This window comes from Shewanella olleyana (genome assembly GCF_023283825.1).
Taxonomy (GTDB): Bacteria; Pseudomonadota; Gammaproteobacteria; order Enterobacterales; family Shewanellaceae; genus Shewanella; species Shewanella olleyana.
This window is the reverse complement of sequence record NZ_JAKILD010000005.1, coordinates 66970-87964: the sequence shown is the minus strand read 5'-3', so window position 1 is coordinate 87964 and position 20995 is coordinate 66970. Positions and strand designations below refer to the sequence as shown.

The window sequence follows — 20995 nt, the reverse complement described above, 5'->3', positions numbered from 1 at the left end:
GGGGTTAAATATCAATACGTCTTATGAAGACCTTTTAAATGTCTTATCACGCCGCATAACCACATTTAATACCAGTCAATTCAATTTGAAACATAATGTTACAAACACAAGTTCGCATTGTTACATACGCTTAAAGAGCGTTCAACCATAAGCTTACACATCTGAATAGTTACTCTAAAAAGCACCTTGTGGTTTGGTTATTTAACCTGAACTCGGGATAATAAGTTAGTTAAACTGTTGAATTATTACATGTTTGCTTTCAATCTTATTCTAGAGAGATATTTTTGCTTAGAACAAGGCAAATTTGTACGTCAATAGCTGGCCTATTGCAAACAAATTTAACGCCGTTATCAGTAAAAATAGCCTCTAGAAAGCAAGTTTTTATCCCGAGCTCAGGTTATTTATATAAAACCCAAACCATTAACACCTTAATGAAAAACACCGTAACTAAATGGTTACGGTGTTGACTCAATATAATATGGGAGCTTTGGGTTAATGATGCCAATCTGTCATTTCACTGATGAGATCAACTCTTTGAACTAATGGAATTGGGTTCAGATTGGTAGTGCTTACCATTAATGCGCTCAATGATTTGGGTTGCCGTTAAATCATGCACCACATTAATCACTGTTGATGCCGCATCTGTTATCGCACCTAATACCACTAAGATTGGGATAACCTCTAAAGGCAACCCTAACGTGGTGACAATGAATATCTCGCCAAGAAACGCGCCCCCTGGCACTCCACCAATAACAAAAGCAGATAATACAGAAATCAATATCGTTAGCATGAACACATCACTGGTGAACTCCATTCCTAATAGCGAATAGATAAACACTATCTTCAAAGCAGTGATCATCGCCGCGCCGCCTTTATTAAGATTGACTAATAATGGCAAACTAATTTCGGCAATTTGCTCGTTTAAGCCCATTTTGCTGGCACTTCTGATATTGACTGGCAAAGTAGCTAAAGACGAACTGGTGCCTAATGCTGTGACAGCGGGCTCAAGCATATTTTGCCAAAAACGTTTAACACCAGTTATGCCTCCACCCAACCAAGCATATAAGGTTGAACCTAAGGTAAGATAAACTAGAGTTGCAACTAAAAATAACCCAACAGCCCTTGCAAACGTGCCCATTAATTCTGCATCTTGGCTTGCCATTGTGGCTGCAAAGTAAGCACCTAAACCTAATGGAGCAAGATACATTAATATCGAGATAATCTTCATGATGACAGTATTTAAGCTATCCAGTAGCGCAGACACTTTTAAACCATCTGCACCCGACTGACCAATGGCAATGCCACTGATCACCGACATGATGATCAGCGCCAAAATATTCGACTTCGATAGCAAGCCCACAAAATCATTAGTGGTGAGTAAACTCACAAAGTCCATGCTGCCAGTCGTTTCGACCGTTTCACTCAGTTCCAAGGTGACGCCTTGAGCTGGATCGTATGCAAGTGCCAACAAGACAATGCCGATGGCGGGTATCATCGCCATGACCACTGAGACTGCCATTATCGATGCGAGAATTGAGCCTAATTTCTTTAAATCTGTCATTTTCGCAATGGATGACATCACACTGACAGCCACTAAAGGCACGATAATCATAAACAGAAGATTGAGAAAAATTTGGCCGATGGGTTTTAACTTAATGGCAAAGTCTGGTAATACAAACCCAAGTAAACCGCCAAGCAGTAAAGCAGTTAATAAAATGATTGAAGAGCGATAAGCTTGAAGGGCATTCCACATAAATTAGATCCATTTAATGTTGTGTTGCTAATTATTGCGCTTAACTTAATAGTCAGAATAATAAAAAAGCCTGCAACTAGCAGGCTTATTTAACCATACGCTAATTAAAGCACACGTTAACGATGTACACGACCTCGCCCTTCTCTTGCCATTCCCGATTGACGGGCTTGCCGAGAACGATTCAAGCTTTGGTGATCAAAGCCACCACTTGGACGACTACGGTTTATCGAATTATTCATATTCGATGGCCTTGTCGATGGTCGCGTCGACGGTATATTCGACGGGAATGACGAAGAAGGTCGACTTGTCGGTAACGTTGACGGACGAGTACTAGGTTGTGTACTAGGCTGAGTTGTAGGCCTAGTACTCGGTCTGCTCACGTTAGGGTTACTAATGTTTGGGTTATTAATGTTTGGTTTACTGACATTTGGTTTACTAACATTGCCCGTCGCTGGTGCTGTATTCCATTTACCGTCACTGCGGTTTTCCCATTTCCCCTGATTATCCCTAGCGACGTTGCCATGTTTGTCAGCAAAAACGTCATTACTTCTGTCTTTATTGTAGGTCGCCTTTTTCAGGTTTTTGTTGGCAACTGTAGGGTTAGCTAAACGATCCCGAGTGGCAGGACGATTATATAAATTATCCTTCTTACCCATTCGGTTTCCATTAATGCGATTACCATTAATGTTTGCTGAGTTCATCCGATTAGAAATCTTAGTCCGATTACCCACACTAATGCTGTTGCCAATATTGATATTGCCAGTGTTAATCACCACAGGGCGACGATAGCCACCACCGTAATAACCTCCACAACAACGGTAAGGTCTATGGTATCCATACCCACCGCCCCACACCACACCAGCGCGGAAAAAGCCATTGCTCCAACTTACGCCTACATTCCAGCCAGTCCAAGGGTTATAGCCTACATGTAGGCCCCAGGTAGGTGGGCGAGGATAGTAATAACGCCCTCTGTATGGCGGGTAATACCAACCTGTACCATAAATTGGCACGCCGTAATATGGATACGACCACATATATCCTGGAGTATACCCAACATACACCACCTCAGGCGTCGAATCATATACCTGCACGTATGTGGTGTTATATACAGGAGAGCTTGCAGGTATTTGGGCTATTTCTTCATTAGGAATATCATCAGCAACAACCCAAGGGCCTTTTGCTGATGCAGACGTAAACCACACCCCATTGTCGACGGCGTAATACACTTTGTTGATCAATAAAACTTGGGTTGAAGTATTAACGGCATAAGAAACTGAAGTGCCTGTTACCGCCTCGAATTTAGGTTCGCCATCGTATTCAACCTCAAGCTTGGCCTCATCACGCTTAATCGCTGCTGTTTGCGGAATTTGTGCATCTAACATGGCTTGGTTAGCTTCATCAGTGCCAGCTACTGACACTCTTAAACCACCAATATCTGACTCAGGAGGGATGTCTTTAAAACTCTCTGGTAGTTTGTCTCCGCGAACAAATGCCCAAGGGCCAGCTTGTTTTTTTGATTTAAACCAGCGACCTGACAGTAATACATACATATCACCTGATGATGTTTCGCGGATCCAAGCTGTCTCGGTGTTACTCACATAAAGTAGCTTGCCATCAATTAAACTTTTCCAGTTAGGTGAACCATCGGTAGCCACCACTTCTGTGGGTTTATCTGAGGTGATAATATGCGGCGCATTGGCTGTGCTTTTAGCAGGCTCATCTTCTTCAGTATTCACCATGCTCACTAAATCTTCTGGAGGATATAAAGTAACCTGCCAAGGGCCCATGGGATCTTCAGCGACATACCAATAGGTACCGCTACTTAAATATAACTTTTTCGATTGAGTATCACGGGCAACGGCAAAAGGCGTGTTAAGAATACGCTCATAAGGGCTATTTTCAATTTCACTAAACTGTGGCTCGCCATCATAAGACAGTAATACACTTAACTTGGTGCTGAAGATAATCTCTGGCGCGTCATTCTTAATATTATCTAAGCTGCGCTTTTCTTGTTCAGCCGTCTCTAAACTGGCAGATAAACGCTCCATCGAGATTTCAAAGCTAGTAGTAGCTAATGCTTCAGAAACAGTATCAGTAAAGATTTGTTGATCTTCTTCTGTAGAGGATGGCCAGCGAACTTCGGTGACCTGGATATTTCTAACGGTAGTCACATCATCATTAGTATCAATTCTGGCACTGAACCAAAACGCACCAAATACGGGATCTGGTTGATCTTTTATCTCAAAAGACATTGCTGCACGGCTTTGCAATACATTACCGTCAAGGGATTCAGGCTGTGGTTGATAAACCACTAACGTGCCCAGTTTAGTATCAACTTCTTGAGGCCACTCAAGTGCGATGGCAGAAAAGGATGAAAGACAACACACAAAAATACACAAAAATTTGAAAACCACTTCTGGTAGTTTTACTTTCATAACAATTCCTTGGCGATGTTTCGTTACCTTAACGCTAGCATAGTTGAAGAAACTTTAAACAATCTTTATCTTTTTTTACCTTGGATAGTGAAATAATAACGCAGCAATAAAAAAGCCCTCGATGATTATCATCAAGGGCTTTCAATTTTTTAGCCTATGGCCAATTTACATGAGCGTTAAGCTAAGGCTTATAGGCTGTAGTAAAGTTGGAATTCCATTGGGTGAGTAGTACGAGATACTTGCTCACACTCTTCTTCTTTAAGTGCAATGTAAGATTCAATAAAGTCTTTACTGAATACATCACCTTTAGTTAAGAATTCGTGGTCAGCTGCTAAGTTTTCAAGTGCATTCTCTAGAGAAGTTGCAACTTGTGGGATCTCAGCCGCTTCTTCAGCAGGTAGGTCATATAGATCTTTATCCATTGCTTCACCTGGGTGAATCTTGTTTTGGATACCGTCAAGACCAGCCATAAGTAGCGCAGAGAATGCTAAGTATGGGTTAGCGGTTGGATCTGGGAAGCGTGTTTCAATACGACGTGCTTTCGGGCTTGGTACCACTGGGATACGGATTGAAGCACTACGGTTACGCGCTGAGTAAGCTAACATTACAGGCGCTTCGAAATGAGGAACAAGACGCTTGTAAGAGTTTGTGCTTGGGTTAGTGAATGCGTTCAATGCACGAGCGTGCTTGATGATACCACCAATATAGTAAAGCGCTAGTTCACTTAAACCAGCGTACTTGTCGCCAGAGAATAAGTTAACACCGTCTTTAGCTAAAGATTGGTGAACGTGCATACCACTACCATTATCACCAACAATTGGCTTAGGCATGAATGTCGCAGTTTTGCCGTATGCATGAGCAGTGTTATGAACAACATACTTCATGATTTGGATTTCATCAGCTTTGTTTGAAAGCGTGTTGAAACGTGTAGCAATTTCGTTTTGACCCGCTGTAGCAACTTCATGGTGATGTGCTTCAACAACTTGACCTAATTCTTCAAGAATTAGACACATTGCACTACGAATGTCTTGTGATGAATCAACTGGTGCAACTGGGAAGTAACCACCTTTAACGAATGGACGGTGACCTGTGTTGCCGTCTTCGTAGCTAGTACCTGAGTTCCATGCCGCTTCTTTCGCATCAACTTTAACGAAAGTACCTGACATGTCAGTACCAAACTTAACGTCATCAAATAAGAAGAATTCTGGCTCTGGACCAATTAATACTGTGTCAGCAATACCAGTAGACTTTAGGTACTCTTCAGCTTTCTTAGCAATTGAACGAGGGTCACGTTCGTAACCAGTCATTGTCGCTGGCTCTAAAATGTCACAACGAATAAGACCAGTCACTTCTTCAGTGAAAGGATCTAATAAGAAAGAAGAAGGGTCTGGCATTAATACCATGTCAGATTCGTTGATGCCTTTCCAACCGTTGATAGATGAGCCATCGAACATTTTGCCATCTTCAAAAAAGTCTTCGTTCACTTGATGAGAAGGAATAGAGACGTGCTGCTCTTTACCTTTAGTGTCTGTAAAACGTAAATCTACAAACTTAACTTCTAGTTCTTCAATTTGTTTTAGGATTGATTCAACTGACATTCTTAAGCCTCCGGTAGGGTAAAGGGTTGTCCCTTAATGTAATCTTGTTATTCGTCAGATGTAATATCTGCTATGCGAATTTGTTCTGTTAAAAGCGAATTCCATGCCAGAAAGATAAGTCACTGATTTTTATTCCAATAAAAATATCTTAGTTTCATACAACAGCAATAACGCACAACTTCGGTGCACCACTATGAGCATTAATGGTGCAAAAGTCCATTTCGGTGCAGCCCTTTCAACGGCATAATTGATCTCGTTCATTAAAGCGTCACTTTATTGCGGCAATATGATCCTTTTTGATTTTTATCTTCTATCTTTAAGGTTTAAATTTTTACAAAAAAACAAGTGTTCAAAAATAATCCTATCTACTCAAGCCTTGGTGGAGTAGAATGGCACGCTTTTTTATGGTGGCTATAAGTAAGTAGTCCCTATGAACTCCTATTTTTATTTGATGGTATAGAGGTTTTATCCGTGTTAGAGAATTTACGTAACATCGCCATTATTGCTCACGTTGACCATGGCAAAACGACCTTGGTAGACAAGCTATTGGCTCAGTCAGGCACCCTTGAAAGTCGAGGCGAAGCCGCAGAGCGTGTAATGGATTCTAACGATCTTGAAAAAGAGCGTGGTATCACCATTCTGGCTAAGAATACCGCCATCAAATGGAACGACTACCGTATTAACATCGTAGACACTCCTGGTCACGCCGATTTCGGTGGTGAAGTAGAACGTGTTCTATCTATGGTAGATTCTGTTTTATTATTAGTCGATGCAGTTGATGGCCCAATGCCACAAACTCGCTTCGTAACTAAGAAAGCATTCGCACAGGGCCTTAAGCCAATCGTTGTTATCAACAAGATTGACCGTCCTGGTGCTCGTCCAGATTGGGTTATTGACCAAGTATTCGACTTATTCGACAACTTAGGTGCAACTGACGAACAGTTAGATTTCCCTATCGTATATGCTTCTGCATTAAATGGTTTCGCAACATTAGATCCAGATGAAACAAGCGAAGACATGACGCCACTTTTCCAAGCTATCGTTGAGAAAGTATCTTCTCCTGACGCTGATGCGGAAGGTGAGTTCCAAATGCAAATTTCTCAAATCGATTACAACTCATATGTAGGTGTTATCGGTATTGGTCGTATCAAGCGTGGTAGCGTTAAAACTAACCAACAAGTAACCATTATTGGTGCTGATGGTAAGAAACGTAACGGTAAAATGGGCCAAGTATTAGGTTACATGGGTCTAGACCGTCACGAAATTGCTGAAGCTAACGCTGGCGACATCGTTGCAATTACCGGTCTTGGTGAGCTAAAAATTTCTGACACTATTTGTGCTCCAGGTGCTGTTGAAGCATTGCCTGCACTTTCTGTTGATGAACCAACACTAACCATGACTTTCCAAGTAAACACTTCTCCGTTTGCTGGTAAAGAAGGTAAGTATGTAACTTCACGTAATATCCTTGAGCGTCTAGAACAAGAGTTAATTCATAACGTTGCATTACGTGTTGAAGAAACTGAATCTCCAGATCGTTTCCGTGTATCAGGCCGTGGTGAATTACACTTAGGTATCTTAATTGAAAACATGCGTCGTGAAGGTTACGAGTTAGCTGTATCACGTCCAGAAGTTATCGAAAAAGAAATCGATGGTGTAATGTCTGAGCCATACGAAACACTAACGGTTGATGTTGAAGAAGAACATCAAGGTGCTGTAATTGAAAAATTAGGTACTCGTAAGGGTGACATGCGCGACATGCAGTTAGATGGTAAGGGTCGAGTACGTATCGATTTCGTTATCCCTAGCCGTGGTTTAATTGGTTTCCAAACTGAATTCATGACTGCGACTTCTGGTACTGGTCTTATTTACCATTCATTTGACCATTACGGTCCTGTGAAAGGTGGCGATATTGGTCAACGTGCTCGTGGCGTATTGATTTCTAACGCAACGGGTAAAGCACTGACATTCGCATTGTTTAACCTTCAAGAACGTGGTCGCCTATTCATTGGTCACGCTGCTGAAGTTTACGAAGGTCAAGTAGTTGGTTTACACGCTCGTGCAAATGACTTAACAGTTAACTGTTTGAAAGGTAAGCAACTTACTAACATGCGTGCATCAGGTACTGATGAAGCACAAGTACTGACTCCACACATCGAAATGACACTTGAGCAAGCGCTTGAGTTTATCGATGATGATGAATTAGTAGAAGTAACACCTGAGAACATTCGTGTTCGTAAGCGTTACTTAACAGAAAACGAGCGTAAGCGTCACAACCGTGGTTCTTAATCGTTATTAATCATTATAAATGATTCAAAAAACCCGCTCAGGCGGGTTTTTTATTGCCTGTAACTTACTCATTTACCATATTAAACCGTCATATTAACCGAATTTATTTTTCCATCTAACCTATAACGATTAATTACTTTATATTCAAGTTAAACGAATTTATATTCAACGATATATAACACTATTTCAATTTAAGTTTATCCAGCAGGAGAGCTGTAATGAGCGTAATCTCACAGGTCGATGTGGCCACACAAGCCAATGTTTACTTTGACGGTAAAGTCATCAGCCGCACCATCCACTTTGCAAATGGTAGCCACCAGACCCTTGGTGTCGTGCTTCCAGGTGAATACGATTTCGACACAACACAAGCTGAAGTCATGAATATTACCTCAGGCAAATTTGATGTTTTACTGCCAGAAGCCAGTGAGTGGAAAACCATTGTGGCAGGTGATCTATTTGAGTTAGATGCCAATGTTAACTTTAAAATTCGCACGTCAGAAGTGAGCGAATATCGCTGTCAGTACAACTAATTAGCAAAATTGTATGCTTGTAATTAACTAGGGCCTGTTGATCTTTCAAGGTTATTTTTGCAGCGGATTGTTGGCCATTTATACAAGGCAGAGACTTTGTGGTGTAGTTATTCTACATAAAAAGTCGATAACGCAGTAAAAATCGCCAACAAACGCTGCCCAAAGGGTTCGACTAAAAGCGTTTTACTCTTTGTTGGATGGATCTTTGTGAATAAAAGATGCTTAGATGACTAGGCATCAATCCATCAGCCTCAATTAAAACGCTTTTATTTCGAACAAAACTTAACCAGCAAAGGTCAACAGGCCCTAAGCAGTCCTCTAGTAATTGCTGATTTTTTGTTAAAAAGAGGCTAGAATTAAACTGAATAAAGCTAAGGTGAAGGAACCTCCAATGCGCTCGACTCTAATGACCAGTTTAATGACTAGCCTAATTATCAGCCTGATTTTGTGTAGTATGGCTATCTCAAACAGCCATGCAACCGTTTATCGTTGGGTCGATGAAAATGGAAAAGTCCATTATAGTGATGAACCCAAAGAGAATGCGGAACCGGTCGAGCTAAGTCAAAACACCCAAAACAATATTTCGGTAACCATTCCTAACGAAACACAGACCAATACCAAAGCCGCAGAGCCTATCACCTACCGCGTGCGCATTGTTAATCCAACTCAAGAAGAAACCATCCGTAATAACCAAGGTAACTTTACCGTTGTCGCCAGCGCCGCACCTGAATTACCTAATGGTTACCTGCTCGCTTTATATATTGATGACATCCTTTATGGTCAACCTCAACCCAGTGCAATCTTTAATGTCACCGAAGTTAATCGAGGCGAACATAATTTAGTGGTTAAAATTTTGACCCAAAACGGCAAAGTCCTTGCATCAAGTTCTGCTAGAAAGATATTTTTACATCAGACATCAATTGCATTGAAGCCAAAGCCAATGCCAAGACCAGCTAAAAACTGATATTTATCATACAGATAAAACATAGCGGTTAAGAGTATTTGCTGTTGATTGTCGATGTAGAATAAGTTGCGCAGCGCACCAAATTGGTGCAACATAATAGTGCACTCTCATTATGCAGGACAATTGATGGACACAAATAATCTGCTGAATCATTTAGTTACCGCGGTTTTCGTTATTGATAGCGAATTACGGCCTCGTTATGCCAATGCGGCAGCTGAACAGCTGCTTGGCGTTGGTGCAAATAAGCTACTTGAACAGCGCCTTCCTGAGCTTTATCAATTTATGGCTGTAGAAAGTCAATTACTGATTGATTCAGTCAATGCCAATCAAGGCGTTACCGTCAATACAGCTGCACTCATAACCTTAGATGGCGTGCACCATATTATTGATATCACCTTAAGCCCTATGGAAAGCGAAGATAACTTAAGCTTATTAGAGCTTCGTCAGGTGGATCAACAACACCGAATTCATCAACAACTCAACCTTGATGCACAGCAGCAAGCCGCCCAGTTTTTAGTGCGTAATCTAGCTCATGAAATTAAAAACCCCTTAGGCGGCCTTCGTGGTGCAGCTCAATTATTGTCACGAGAACTCGCTGAACCTGAATTAAAAGAATTTACCGATCTCATCATCGAGCAGGCTGATAGATTACGTAATTTGGTCGATAAATTATTAGGGCCACAACGCCCAACTCAGCATACTGAGCATAATATCCACCAAGTGGTGCAAAAAGTTCTGAAGTTGATTGAATTAACTTTGCCCAAAAATATCACCCTCTCCCGCGACTACGACCCTTCCATTCCAGATATGAGTATGGACTCAGACCAAATGCAGCAAGCGGTATTGAATATCGTACAAAATGCAACTCAAGCATTAGAGCGTCAAGGGGGAGAAATACTCATTCGAACTCGAACTCAACATCAGGTCACCATAGGCACTCAAAGGTTCAAGTTAGTGCTAGCGTTATCAATTATAGATGACGGTCCGGGGATCCCTGCCGAGTTATTAGATACTTTGTTTTATCCGATGGTAACAGGCCGTGATGAAGGTTCAGGTTTAGGGCTGTCAATTGCACACAATATCGCTCGATTACACGGAGGTCGAATTGATTGCGTATCGGCACCAGGGCACACAGAATTTACTATTATCCTGCCATTACAATAACATGCCATTGATGGCTATAGAGGAAGTAACATGAGTATAAGCGAACAAGTTTGGATCCTCGATGACGACAGCTCAATTCGCTGGGTTTTAGAAAGGGCCTTACTAGGTGCTAAAATATCTACTGCCAGTTTTGCTGCCGCAGAGTCATTGTGGCAAGCATTAGAAATATCACAACCGATTGTGATTGTGTCAGATATTCGTATGCCAGGTACTGACGGGCTAACCCTGCTCGATCGCTTACAAATGCATTACCCGCACATTCCTGTGATCATCATGACTGCGCATTCAGATTTAGACAGTGCCGTCAGCGCTTATCAAGCGGGTGCCTTTGAGTATTTGCCAAAACCGTTTGATATCGATGAAGCCATCGCACTAGTAGAGCGTGCACTGACTCATGCAACCGAGCAAGTTCCTGCACCAAGTGCAGAACCAGAAGTAGTCAAAACCCCTGAAATTATTGGTGAAGCGCCATCTATGCAGGAGGTGTTCAGAGCCATTGGCCGCCTTTCTCGCTCATCGATTAGTGTGCTCATTAATGGGCAATCGGGGACAGGTAAAGAGCTCGTGGCTGGCGCGTTGCACAAACACAGCCCACGAAAAGATAACCCATTTATCGCACTAAACATGGCTGCTATTCCTAAAGATCTTATCGAATCAGAATTGTTTGGCCATGAAAAAGGTGCCTTTACTGGAGCGGCAAATGTACGCCAAGGCCGCTTTGAACAAGCCAATGGAGGCACATTATTTTTAGATGAAATCGGTGATATGCCACTTGATGTGCAAACCCGTTTATTACGTGTTCTGGCTGATGGTCAGTTCTATCGTGTCGGTGGTCATATTGCTGTGCAAGTGGATGTTCGAATTATTGCCGCAACCCATCAAGACTTAGAATTACTGGTGCAAAAGGGCGATTTTCGTGAAGATTTATTCCATCGTCTCAACGTTATCCGAGTTCATCTACCACCGCTGTCACAGCGTCGTGAAGATATTGCTCAACTGGCGACTCACTTCCTCGTCTCTGCCGCAAAAGAAATTGGCGTTGAACCTAAAATACTCACCAAAGAAACTGCCACTAAGTTGGAGCAGTTACCGTGGCCAGGTAACGTCAGGCAACTTGAAAACACCTGTCGCTGGTTAACTGTGATGGCTTCTGGTCAAGAAATTCTGCCTCAAGATTTACCGACAGAGCTATTGAAAGACCCAGTAAGTGCTGGAGAAAGAGTCAATGGTGTATCAGATTGGCAAGTGGCATTAACCCAGTGGATAGATGAAAAGTTAGCTGCTGGCGAAAGTGACTTACTCACCGAAGTCCAACCAGCCTTTGAACGTATTTTATTAAAAACTGCGCTTAAGCATACTCAAGGCCATAAACAAGAAGCTGCAAAACGTTTAGGTTGGGGACGAAACACCCTAACGCGTAAATTAAAAGAGTTAGAAATGGATTAGTTTGGCTACAACCATCAATGCCACAAAGGATAGCCATTGCTATCCTTTTTGTTTAATAAAATCATTTCCAAATTTGAGGTACGTAAATGACCGGTAAAACCATTATTGTGATGGGGGTGTGTGCTTGTGGTAAAAGCACCATTGGCGAAAAATTAGCAATTAGCTTGAATGCTAAATTTATTGATGGTGATGACTTACACCCGCGGGCTAATATTCAAAAAATGGCTCGTGGCGAGCCGTTAAATGATAATGATAGAGCGCCATGGTTAGAGCGCGTTCGAGACGCGGCTTACAGTATCGAATCTAAAAATGAAACCGCCATTATTGTTTGTTCTGCACTAAAACAGCAATACCGAGACACTATCCGTGAAGGTAACCAGCAAGTGGCATTTCTATACCTTAAAGGCAGTTATGATTTGATCTTGGCGCGTATGCAGGCTCGAAGTGGCCATTTTATGAAACAAAACATGGTCGATAGCCAATTTGCTACCTTGGAAGATCCTAGTCAAGAAGACTTGGTGGTGACTGTGAATGTCGATAACAGTATCGATAATATTGTTACCGAAGCAACTGAGCAATTTAAAAAACTAGGTTATTAGGCCGCTTCCAAAATACCAAACAGATATAAAAAAGCCGCTAACAATGCAAATTGTTGGCGGCTTTTTATTAATTCCATCAACCTATAGCTAGGCTTATAACCAAGTAAAAAATCAGTTAAGCAAGGCTAGTCTATAGGGTCTTGGTGAATTATCACCTCAGCACTATCAAATGCATCTCGCAACCGCTGTTCAGTCTTATCGGTAATTTCGTGTGCTTCTCGCAGTAATAACGAGCCTTTAAGCTCGATGTGAAACTGAATAAAGGTTGTCTTGCCCGCTTGGCGAGTGCGTAATTCATGTAAACCATTCACCCTAGGATCTTGCTTAACAATCTCGACGATTTCTGCACGGGTTTCTTCATCAAGCTCTCTATCCAGCAGTGACTGAATTGAGCGATAACCTAAATCAAGTGCTTGATGACCGATGTATAACGCAATAAGTACTGCAAATAAACCATCTGCCCACCACCAGCCATACTGCGCTAACACTAAGGCTAGTAACACTGCGCCGTTTAAGAACAAGTCTGACTTATAATGCAGTGAGTCGGCTTCAACCACAGTGCTGTTGGTTTTAGCTAAGGCCTTCTTTTGAAGAAGTACTAACGCAAAGGTCATGATAAGGGCAATGATCGAAACAACTACGCCTAAACCAGCATGAGTAACTTCAACAGGGTTAAACAGTCGCTCACCACCATAAAACATCAGCAAAAAAGCAGAACCAAGAATAAAGGCGGATTGAGCAAGAGAGGCTAAAGGCTCAGCTTTACCATGACCATAGCGATGATCATCATCAGCAGGTAGAATGGCATAGCGAATTGCAATGAAGTTAACGATGGACGCTAGTGCATCAGCAAATGAGTCGGTTAATGATGCAAGCATACTCGCTGACCCTGAATAGAGCCAAGCGAGTAGTTTTATCACGATAAGGATTAAGGCTGTTGCTACCGCAGCACGGCTCGCCAGTTTAACCCAAAAATCGTACTCTGAATCTTTTGTCATAATAGAGGTAATCACGCATCATTTAGCTAGATAGTATCCCTCTATTATAACTGACTCCGTCAACTATTAACCACGACCTTTACCTTTGACTTTAGTAAAACGTGAGTCAAACTTCGCTTTTTGCTCTTCAGTCAGTAATTGATAGATTTCGTTTTGCATTTTCATGAAGTTCTTCATGCCTTCTTTCTGCTTAAGTTGCTTAGCATCAATAATGGCTTCAGCTTGAGCATCGTCAAAGTTTGCATTGCTGATCAGCGCTAACATTTCAGCTTTATGAGCAGCACGCTCTTCAGCTGATGGACGCTCGCCTTTCTCAGCTTTGTACTTGTCAAAGATAGCGCGTACGTCAGTTCTTTGAGTTTCAGTTAAATCCAAAGAGCGAAGCATTTTGCGTACACTTTTGTGCATACTTTTACCGTGGTGTTTGCCACCATGAGCGCGTTCACTTTTTTGCTGAGTTTGCTCTGACTGTGCAGTCAACGTGGTTGTATCTGCGGCGTGTACTTGGCCTGCTAATAACACTGAAGAAGCAACAAGGGCTAATAAACTGCTTTTTACTGTTAAACGTGATTTCATAATTTCACCTATATATTTGCTTAATTCATCATGTGAATAATGGTTACCAGCGCTTTTATCAATTAGGGTAAACAGCACTGTTAACAGAATTTGGTTTCGCTTTACCAAGGTGACTTATTCAAAATTTGTTGAAGTCGTTTTTGGTATGAAGCTAGTTTAGCCAATGCAATGTCAGTTAGGGTTATGAGTCGGTAAAGCTATGTAAAGATCTCATTTCTAGCAGAAAAACAATTCTATAAAGCAGAATGGGAGCCAGTTCACGTATATCAAAACGAATCATTTCCATACTGAACAAAATATATAAGTTATGTATCAGAGATAACAGAACAAAGCTCAGTTTAACTAAAGCAACACATACTTTAGCGACTGAGGTTCTTGTTAATTCTTTTTGGTGTATTAGTTGAGGTTATGGATGAGCAAGTTTTTCACCCGCATTATGATGTTTTTCTGCTTAATTTTTTCTGTATCGGGCTTAGCGCAAGCCAATGATTCCGATATTTGGGTCAACAAAACCGCTACCGAACCCTCGGTAAATTTACATTTTTTCTGGTCACAGACCTGCCCTCATTGCCGTGAGGCGCATCCTTTTATTGATGCACTTGCCGAGCGATACAGTTGGATAAACTTGGAAGATTACCTGATTAGCGAGCCTGGTAATGTTGATAAGTTAATGGAAATGGGGAAACAAACCGGTGTAGAACCGAAATCGGTTCCCTACTTTGCCGTTTGTGGCGAAGCTATTATTGGTTACAACAACCATGATGTGACTGGGCGCTACATACTGGAACGCCTTGAAGCTTGTTATCAAAGAAATGGTGGCACTGCCGATATGCAAGATGTGATGGCAGACTTTTATGAGGATAAAACCACTGCCGATGCGCCGCTATTTGCAACCTGCAGCGACGATTCAGATCCAAATAACCCTAGCACTTGTGGTATGGACTTTGGCGCTGCCACAGGTGAGCAATCAAGCATTGATTCAAAGCCTCACGTACAACCTGTAGATATTCCGCTTATTGGTGCTGTGCAGCCTGAAAAAATGTCACTGCCAGTATTAACCCTTGTACTGGCTGGTGTTGATGCCTTTAACCCTTGTGCTTTCTTCGTTTTACTATTTTTGCTGAGCATCATGGTTAACGCAGGCAGCCGCGGTCGTATGTTACTTGTTGGCGGTATCTTCGTATTCTTCTCAGGGTTTATTTACTTTATCTTTATGAGTGCATGGCTCAACTTATTCCAACTGCTTGGTGGCAGTGATGGAGGTTGGATTATCACCGGGGCAGGATTAATCGCCCTGGTGGCCGCCTTGGTGAACATCAAAGACTTTTTCTTCGGTAAAGGGGATGTCAGCTTGTCCATGTCAGTTGAAAACCGAGGCAGCTTAATTAAACGCATGGGTAAGCTATCTAAAACCAGCTCATTGCCAACGCTGATATTTGGCTCGGCTGTACTGGCGATTCTTGCTAATGCTTACGAGTTATTGTGCACCGCTGGCTTCCCGATGATTTACACCTCTGTACTGTCAATTTCAGGCTTAGATACCGTTGAACGATACATGTACTTAATTGCCTATAACATTATTTATGTTATTCCGTTAGCAACCATAGTCATCGTGTTTTCAGCGACATTAGGTAAACGTAAACTCACTGAAAAAGAAGGTGAAGTACTCAAGCTGATGTCAGGGATCATGATGCTAGGTTTAGGCAGCATGTTAGTCATCAACCCAATGGCATTGCAAAACGTGGTGTTCTCTGTAGGGCTTATCGCAGGTTCAATTTTACTGACTTACATCATTGTCAAAATTAAACGCTATAAGCAGAAGTAATTTAGCAATAGTTGACTTCCATTGTTCAATTTTTTGATGAACGTTTAAAAGCGAGCCCTTTGGCTCGCTTTTTCATGATTTTTGAGACAAAGAGAAATAGCCGCTGCGCCTGTTTATGCCTTATTGAATAAACTATTATTTTTTGAATTGATAATGAGAAGCTGCAATGGATTGTGAAATAAATGAATTGTGAAATAAGTGAATTGTGAAATAAATGACTCATCAAAACGTACTGTTGTTCCCACTTACCTCAATCCGCTAAAGTTGCCGCGGGGTATTATCAAGTTCTAATTGATACTGTTTCTTGCCATATGGGCTTTTTCTATTGCTATTCCTAGCTATAATTTATTCATACATCGCATCACTTATTCAATGCACCTCAAACGTATTATTGAAATAACTGCCTACCGAGACCTTAAATATGACCTCATCCAAAGCTGCTTTAACCATTACTATTTCTCTTTGGGGTAGCACTTTTGCCTCTCAAGCATTAGCGGAAACCGCGCCGCCACAATCAGAAGTCATCACCCAAAGCGAAATTCAATGGGGTTATTTGAATCCATTACGTGGTGATAAAAGTCCTGGCGCCGCTAACCTTTGGGGTGACCGCACTAAAAATGTCCCAACAGGCATGTTAGTCAAATTCAATAAAGGCTTCTCGTCGCCACCGCACATTCACAACATTACCTATCGTGGTGTGGTGATTGAAGGTCAAATGCATAATGATGACCCTGATGCTGCCACTATGTGGATGCCAACGGGTTCATTTTGGACACAACCAGCAGGTGAGAACCACATCACCTCAGCCAATGGTGAAGCCAACATGATTTTTTTAGAAATCGATAGCGGTCCTTATCTTGTCAAACCATCGGATCAGCATTTTGATAGCGCAGAGAAGCCAATTAACCTGCACGAATCAAATCTAGTTTGGTTAGATAAAACTGATGTGACCTTTGTGGATGGTGACCAAGCTGAAATCACTTCACTTTGGGGAAGTAATAAAGCGGGTGAACTTGGTGGAGCAATGATTAAACTTCCTGCCGGATTTAAGGGCACCATTAAAACAAATGCACAGGAGTTTCGCGGGATAGTCATTAAAGGATCTGTTGAATATCAATCTGTAGAAACTGACACAAGTAAGACCCTCGCTGCAGGAAGTTACTTTGGATCTACAGGTAAGTTTGATCATGAAATAACAGTTTCTGAAGACGGGGCAACTATCTACATCCGCACTGATGGTAAATATAAGGTTGCAGCCCAGTAACCGCGATCCCCTGAACCATCAGGCATTTTTATTACTAGCGACTCAGTGTAAAAGAGTGCAATGTTACTAAACTTGGATCTTCATTCGTTATATAGTGTGATTAATTAACGAGTGAGGATCAAAATGAGTCGAATTTTATTAGTTGATGATGACGCTGGCTTATCAGAATTACTAGCCCAACTTCTTGAACTAGAAGGGTTTGATTTAACCCAAGCATTTGATGGTCAACAAGGCCTCGACTATGCCCAAAACCAAGATTTTGATCTAATCCTACTTGATGTCATGTTGCCAAAGCTTAATGGCTTTGAAGTCTTGCGTGCACTCAGAACCCAAAAGCAAACTCCAGTGCTAATGCTGACTGCCCGCGGCGATGAAATTGACCGTGTAGTTGGCCTTGAAATTGGCGCTGACGATTACCTGCCAAAACCGTTTAATGATCGTGAACTTATCGCTCGTATGCGCGCTATTTTAAGGCGTTCAAGCCTGACTCAAACAGAGAACAATGAGCGTGATGTAGTGACATTTGGCGATTTAAGCCTAGATCAAGCTAGACAAGAACTGTCTTGTAATGACCAATTGATTATTTTAACTGGAACTGAGTTTTCTTTACTGCATAGCTTAATTACTCAAGCGGGTGATTTAGTTACCAAAGAGCAGTTAAGTGAGACTGTTTTAGGTAAAAAATTGATGCCTTTTGATCGTAGTTTAGATATGCATTTATCTAATTTACGTAAGAAGTTACCAGAGCGTAGCGATGGACGCCCAAGGGTGAAAACCATCCGTGGTAAAGGCTATATCTGGATCCCATAATGAAAGTGCTTCCTTCAATAAACCGTTTATTTGTTAAATTGCTGCTGGGCTTTTGGTTATGCAGTTCGTTAATTATCGCCTTTGTCGGCGTATTACCGCTTCTGCAACAAAATCACGACCAACAACCGCTTTCCCATAAGCAAAAAAAGTTACTAAAGCATGCAGCACAACATTTTATTGAACAACCTGAATTATTAGAAAATTCACGAGCGCTTAAACGACTATCCCGCCATCGTAGTCCTGAAGGTAAAATGCTCAAGTTTTACATTCTTGACGATCAAGATCGAGTGTTAAACCATAAAAAGGTCGCTCGAACTTTTCGCGAGTTTTTACTGCTGAGCGAAGATCACAAAGATCCCATAAGCCATCAATTTCGTACTGAGCTTATCTTCGGGCCTTACAGTTTTAATGCTGGTGAACACCAATACCGTATTTATAGTCGCATCGCCGATAATCACCCTAAACCGTGGTTTTTCTTTTTTAATGATAATAAGTTGCTCACCGTTGTCATTGCGATGCTAATGTCTGGCATGCTTTGTGGCTTATTAGCCTGGAACTTAGGTAAGCCTTTACGCTCACTGAAACAAAGTGCCAATGCCCTTGCCAGCGGCGACTTATCTAGTCGAGTTAATAAAAAGGTAGCTTCTCGCGGTGATGAAATTGGCGACCTTGCTCAAGCGTATAACAGCATGGCTGATGCCATCGAAACCATGATCAACAACCAACAACGGTTAATGGGCGATATTTCCCATGAACTGCGTACCCCACTAACAAGGTTGCAGTTATCACTCGCTCTTGCCCGTAAAAAAGAGCAAGGCAGTGTAGAGATAGAACGAATTGGTTATGAAGCTGAGCAATTAGAAGATTTAATTTCAGAGTTACTCACTCTGTCCCGAGTGACGATTAGTAATAGCGAAAATAAAGTCCACCTTGAGCTAGCTGAATCTTTAAGCCAAATTCTAGATGATGCTGAGTTTGAAGCTGAGCAACAGCAAAAGCGTTTGGATATTGATATACCAGAATCTATCAGCTTAGATCATTACCCTAAGTCATTATCTCGTGCTATTGAAAACGTGCTGCGTAATGCCATTCGTTATGCTGAATCATCAGTTAATATCACGGCAATAGAGCAGCAAGATAACGTGCTTATTACCATCAGTGATAATGGCCCTGGTATTGATGAAGCTGAACTTCAAGAAATATTTAAGCCTTTTTATCGCCCAGATAGCGCTCGAGATCGTGAATCTGGAGGTTGGGGATTAGGCTTAGCGATTACCCAAGCAGCCATAAAGCTGAATCAAGGAAGTATCAGTGCCAGTAACCTCGCTCCTCATGGATTACAAGTTAATATCACCTTACCAGTGAAGATGCATAGTTAAGCTTTACCACTTCTACTGCCATTAAAGATGAATGGCTGATTAACTCAGTTCGATTCCCATGACTGACTTAATCCGCCATGTCTTTCACACCTTAGCATGTTTGCGTATAATTCCGAGCTCATTCAATCAAGGTATCAATCATGTTTAATATTGCGCTATATGAACCAGAAATCGCCCCTAACACCGGCAATATTATTCGCCTATGTGCTAACAATGGCGCTAAATTGCATTTGATTGAACCACTGGGATTTGATTTAGAAGAAAAGAAGCTTCGCCGAGCAGGGTTAGACTATTCAGATTTAACCAATATCACTCGTCATAAAAACTTTGATGCATTTTTAGAAGCCATGGCTGGTAAACGTATCATGGCTTGTACCACTAAAGGCAGTCGCCCACACAGTGAACTGGCTTTCGAAAAAGATGATGTGTTGTTATTTGGCCCTGAAACCCGTGGCCTGCCAATGGAAATCATTGAGTCAATTCCAACAAGCCAACGTTTACGTATTCCTATGGCTGCCAGTAACCGCAGTTTAAACTTATCCAACTCAGTTGCAATTATCAGCTATGAAGCATGGCGTCAGCTTGATTACGCAGGTGCAGAATAGTCATTTGCTGATTGAGCTTAGCTCTATGGCACGGTTCAGTTGATATTAATGGCTGCTAGTCATCGCAGTTTAAACTAATCTAACTCAGTTACAATTATTTATCAGCTACGAAGCATGGCATCTGCTCGATTACGCGGGTGCAGAATAGTCATTTACTGATTGGGCTTACTCACTGGACTCAATTCAATCGCGCGAATAAGTTGGTACTGCTCGCTATCGTCATCGAGATAGTGAGCGCTTTGGCGCCACAGCCAAGTCCTTAAGCTCTGCTCAGAGCCACTGCTCCCTTCCACTGCTACAACTGAAGCTTTTGGTTCAAAACTCAAGCGAATTAATGCAGGTCGCTGGTTCAATTTCCCCTTACCCAAAAAAGTAAAACTATCACCGCGCTGATATAAGCTAAATAGCTGCTCACGATCTTCGCCAACACCATCGGTATAAGTCAGTAACACCTCACTGCCCTGCGATCTAAACCACCACACTTCACTATTAGGGTTACTGTCACCACGACTTACCGTCAGCATTAGATTGCGCTTATCTGATGAGCAAATCGCAGATGTTGTCACTTCTCTTGGCGCTACACCATGCTTAGCAGCTGAACCTTGCCAGTCACCATCGAGTACTGGACAAAATTGACTGATATCAACCTTGGCAGCTGCGGCGATTGGCGAAATGATGACAGCGACGAGCATCACCACTAGTGCAGTCATCGATATAGCCTGCGATAAACGAGCTTGATGCAACATGAACAACTTGACCTTTC

17 protein-coding genes and 1 pseudogene are annotated in these 20995 nt (G+C 41.9%); 11 read left to right on the top strand and 7 right to left on the bottom strand.

Annotation, left to right across the window (positions count from 1 at the left end):
- Positions 1 to 526: 526 nt before the first annotated feature.
- The 3 genes from L2735_RS05200 to glnA all read right to left on the bottom strand — a co-directional run bounded on the left by L2735_RS05200 (position 527) and on the right by glnA (position 5786).
- Entirely contained in the window at positions 527 to 1753 is a 1227-nt protein-coding gene (locus L2735_RS05200) for a dicarboxylate/amino acid:cation symporter (RefSeq protein ID WP_248983702.1), read from the bottom strand.
- 116 nt (positions 1754 to 1869) lie between these two features.
- Positions 1870 to 4188, bottom strand: coding sequence for a PT domain-containing protein (locus L2735_RS05195; protein ID WP_248983701.1), 2319 nt, complete (start codon positions 4186 to 4188; stop codon positions 1870 to 1872).
- A 188-nt stretch (positions 4189 to 4376) separates the two neighbouring features.
- The gene (gene glnA / locus L2735_RS05190) at positions 4377 to 5786 is read right to left on the bottom strand and encodes a glutamate--ammonia ligase (protein WP_248983700.1); all 1410 of its coding nucleotides are present in this window, start codon (positions 5784 to 5786) and stop codon (positions 4377 to 4379) included.
- 471 nt (positions 5787 to 6257) lie between these two features.
- On the opposite strand from glnA, the gene typA reads away from it, so the two are divergent.
- The gene (gene typA, locus L2735_RS05185; RefSeq protein WP_248983699.1) at positions 6258 to 8072 is read left to right on the top strand and encodes a translational GTPase TypA; all 1815 of its coding nucleotides are present in this window, start codon (positions 6258 to 6260) and stop codon (positions 8070 to 8072) included.
- 218 nt (positions 8073 to 8290) lie between these two features.
- A complete protein-coding gene (gene ppnP / locus L2735_RS05180) occupies positions 8291 to 8602 on the top strand; it encodes a pyrimidine/purine nucleoside phosphorylase (protein WP_248983698.1) in 312 nt (103 codons plus the stop codon).
- Between the two features lie 23 nt (positions 8603 to 8625).
- On the opposite strand, the pseudogene L2735_RS20160 reads toward ppnP, so the two are convergent.
- Positions 8626 to 8805, bottom strand: a pseudogene (locus tag L2735_RS20160) (hypothetical protein).
- A 188-nt stretch (positions 8806 to 8993) separates the two neighbouring features.
- Here L2735_RS20160 and L2735_RS05170 point away from each other — a divergent pair.
- The 4 genes from L2735_RS05170 (at position 8994) to L2735_RS05155 (ending at position 12775) form a co-directional block, all read left to right on the top strand.
- On the top strand, positions 8994 to 9566 hold the full coding sequence (locus L2735_RS05170) for a DUF4124 domain-containing protein (protein ID WP_248983697.1): 573 nt from the start codon (positions 8994 to 8996) through the stop codon (positions 9564 to 9566).
- A 126-nt stretch (positions 9567 to 9692) separates the two neighbouring features.
- Positions 9693 to 10730, top strand: a complete 1038-nt coding sequence (gene glnL, locus L2735_RS05165) for a nitrogen regulation protein NR(II) (protein WP_248983696.1) — start codon at positions 9693 to 9695, stop codon at positions 10728 to 10730.
- A gap of 30 nt (positions 10731 to 10760) precedes the next feature.
- Positions 10761 to 12176, top strand: coding sequence for a nitrogen regulation protein NR(I) (gene glnG / locus L2735_RS05160; RefSeq protein WP_248983695.1), 1416 nt, complete (start codon positions 10761 to 10763; stop codon positions 12174 to 12176).
- Between the two features lie 86 nt (positions 12177 to 12262).
- A complete protein-coding gene (locus L2735_RS05155; protein ID WP_248983694.1) occupies positions 12263 to 12775 on the top strand; it encodes a gluconokinase in 513 nt (170 codons plus the stop codon).
- Positions 12776 to 12900: 125 nt separating this feature from the next.
- Here the strand turns inward: L2735_RS05155 and fieF are convergent, their stop codons facing one another.
- Positions 12901 to 13773: a cation efflux pump FieF gene (gene fieF, locus L2735_RS05150; RefSeq protein ID WP_248983693.1), complete on the bottom strand. Its 873-nt coding sequence runs from the start codon at positions 13771 to 13773 to the stop codon at positions 12901 to 12903.
- Positions 13774 to 13839: 66 nt separating this feature from the next.
- Positions 13840 to 14349, bottom strand: coding sequence for a Spy/CpxP family protein refolding chaperone (locus L2735_RS05145; protein WP_248983692.1), 510 nt, complete (start codon positions 14347 to 14349; stop codon positions 13840 to 13842).
- A gap of 412 nt (positions 14350 to 14761) precedes the next feature.
- Here L2735_RS05145 and L2735_RS05140 point away from each other — a divergent pair, with 412 nt between their 5' ends.
- The 5 genes from L2735_RS05140 to trmL all read left to right on the top strand — a co-directional run bounded on the left by L2735_RS05140 (position 14762) and on the right by trmL (position 20232).
- Positions 14762 to 16174 (top strand): cytochrome C biosynthesis protein, encoded by a 1413-nt coding sequence (locus tag L2735_RS05140; RefSeq protein ID WP_248983691.1) that lies wholly within the window; start codon positions 14762 to 14764, stop codon positions 16172 to 16174.
- A 421-nt stretch (positions 16175 to 16595) separates the two neighbouring features.
- Positions 16596 to 17438, top strand: a complete 843-nt coding sequence (locus L2735_RS05135) for a DUF4437 domain-containing protein (protein ID WP_248983690.1) — start codon at positions 16596 to 16598, stop codon at positions 17436 to 17438.
- A gap of 123 nt (positions 17439 to 17561) precedes the next feature.
- Positions 17562 to 18248: a response regulator gene (locus tag L2735_RS05130; RefSeq protein WP_248983689.1), complete on the top strand. Its 687-nt coding sequence runs from the start codon at positions 17562 to 17564 to the stop codon at positions 18246 to 18248.
- The gene (locus L2735_RS05125) at positions 18248 to 19627 is read left to right on the top strand and encodes an ATP-binding protein (protein WP_248983688.1); all 1380 of its coding nucleotides are present in this window, start codon (positions 18248 to 18250) and stop codon (positions 19625 to 19627) included. Before L2735_RS05130 ends, L2735_RS05125 begins: the two co-directional genes overlap by 1 nt.
- A 140-nt stretch (positions 19628 to 19767) precedes the next feature.
- A complete protein-coding gene (trmL, locus tag L2735_RS05120) occupies positions 19768 to 20232 on the top strand; it encodes a tRNA (uridine(34)/cytosine(34)/5-carboxymethylaminomethyluridine(34)-2'-O)-methyltransferase TrmL (protein WP_153916490.1) in 465 nt (154 codons plus the stop codon).
- A gap of 152 nt (positions 20233 to 20384) precedes the next feature.
- Here trmL and L2735_RS05115 read toward each other — a convergent pair whose 3' ends face one another.
- A complete protein-coding gene (locus L2735_RS05115; RefSeq protein ID WP_248983687.1) occupies positions 20385 to 20978 on the bottom strand; it encodes an immunoglobulin domain-containing protein in 594 nt (197 codons plus the stop codon).
- Positions 20979 to 20995 lie beyond the last annotated feature (17 nt).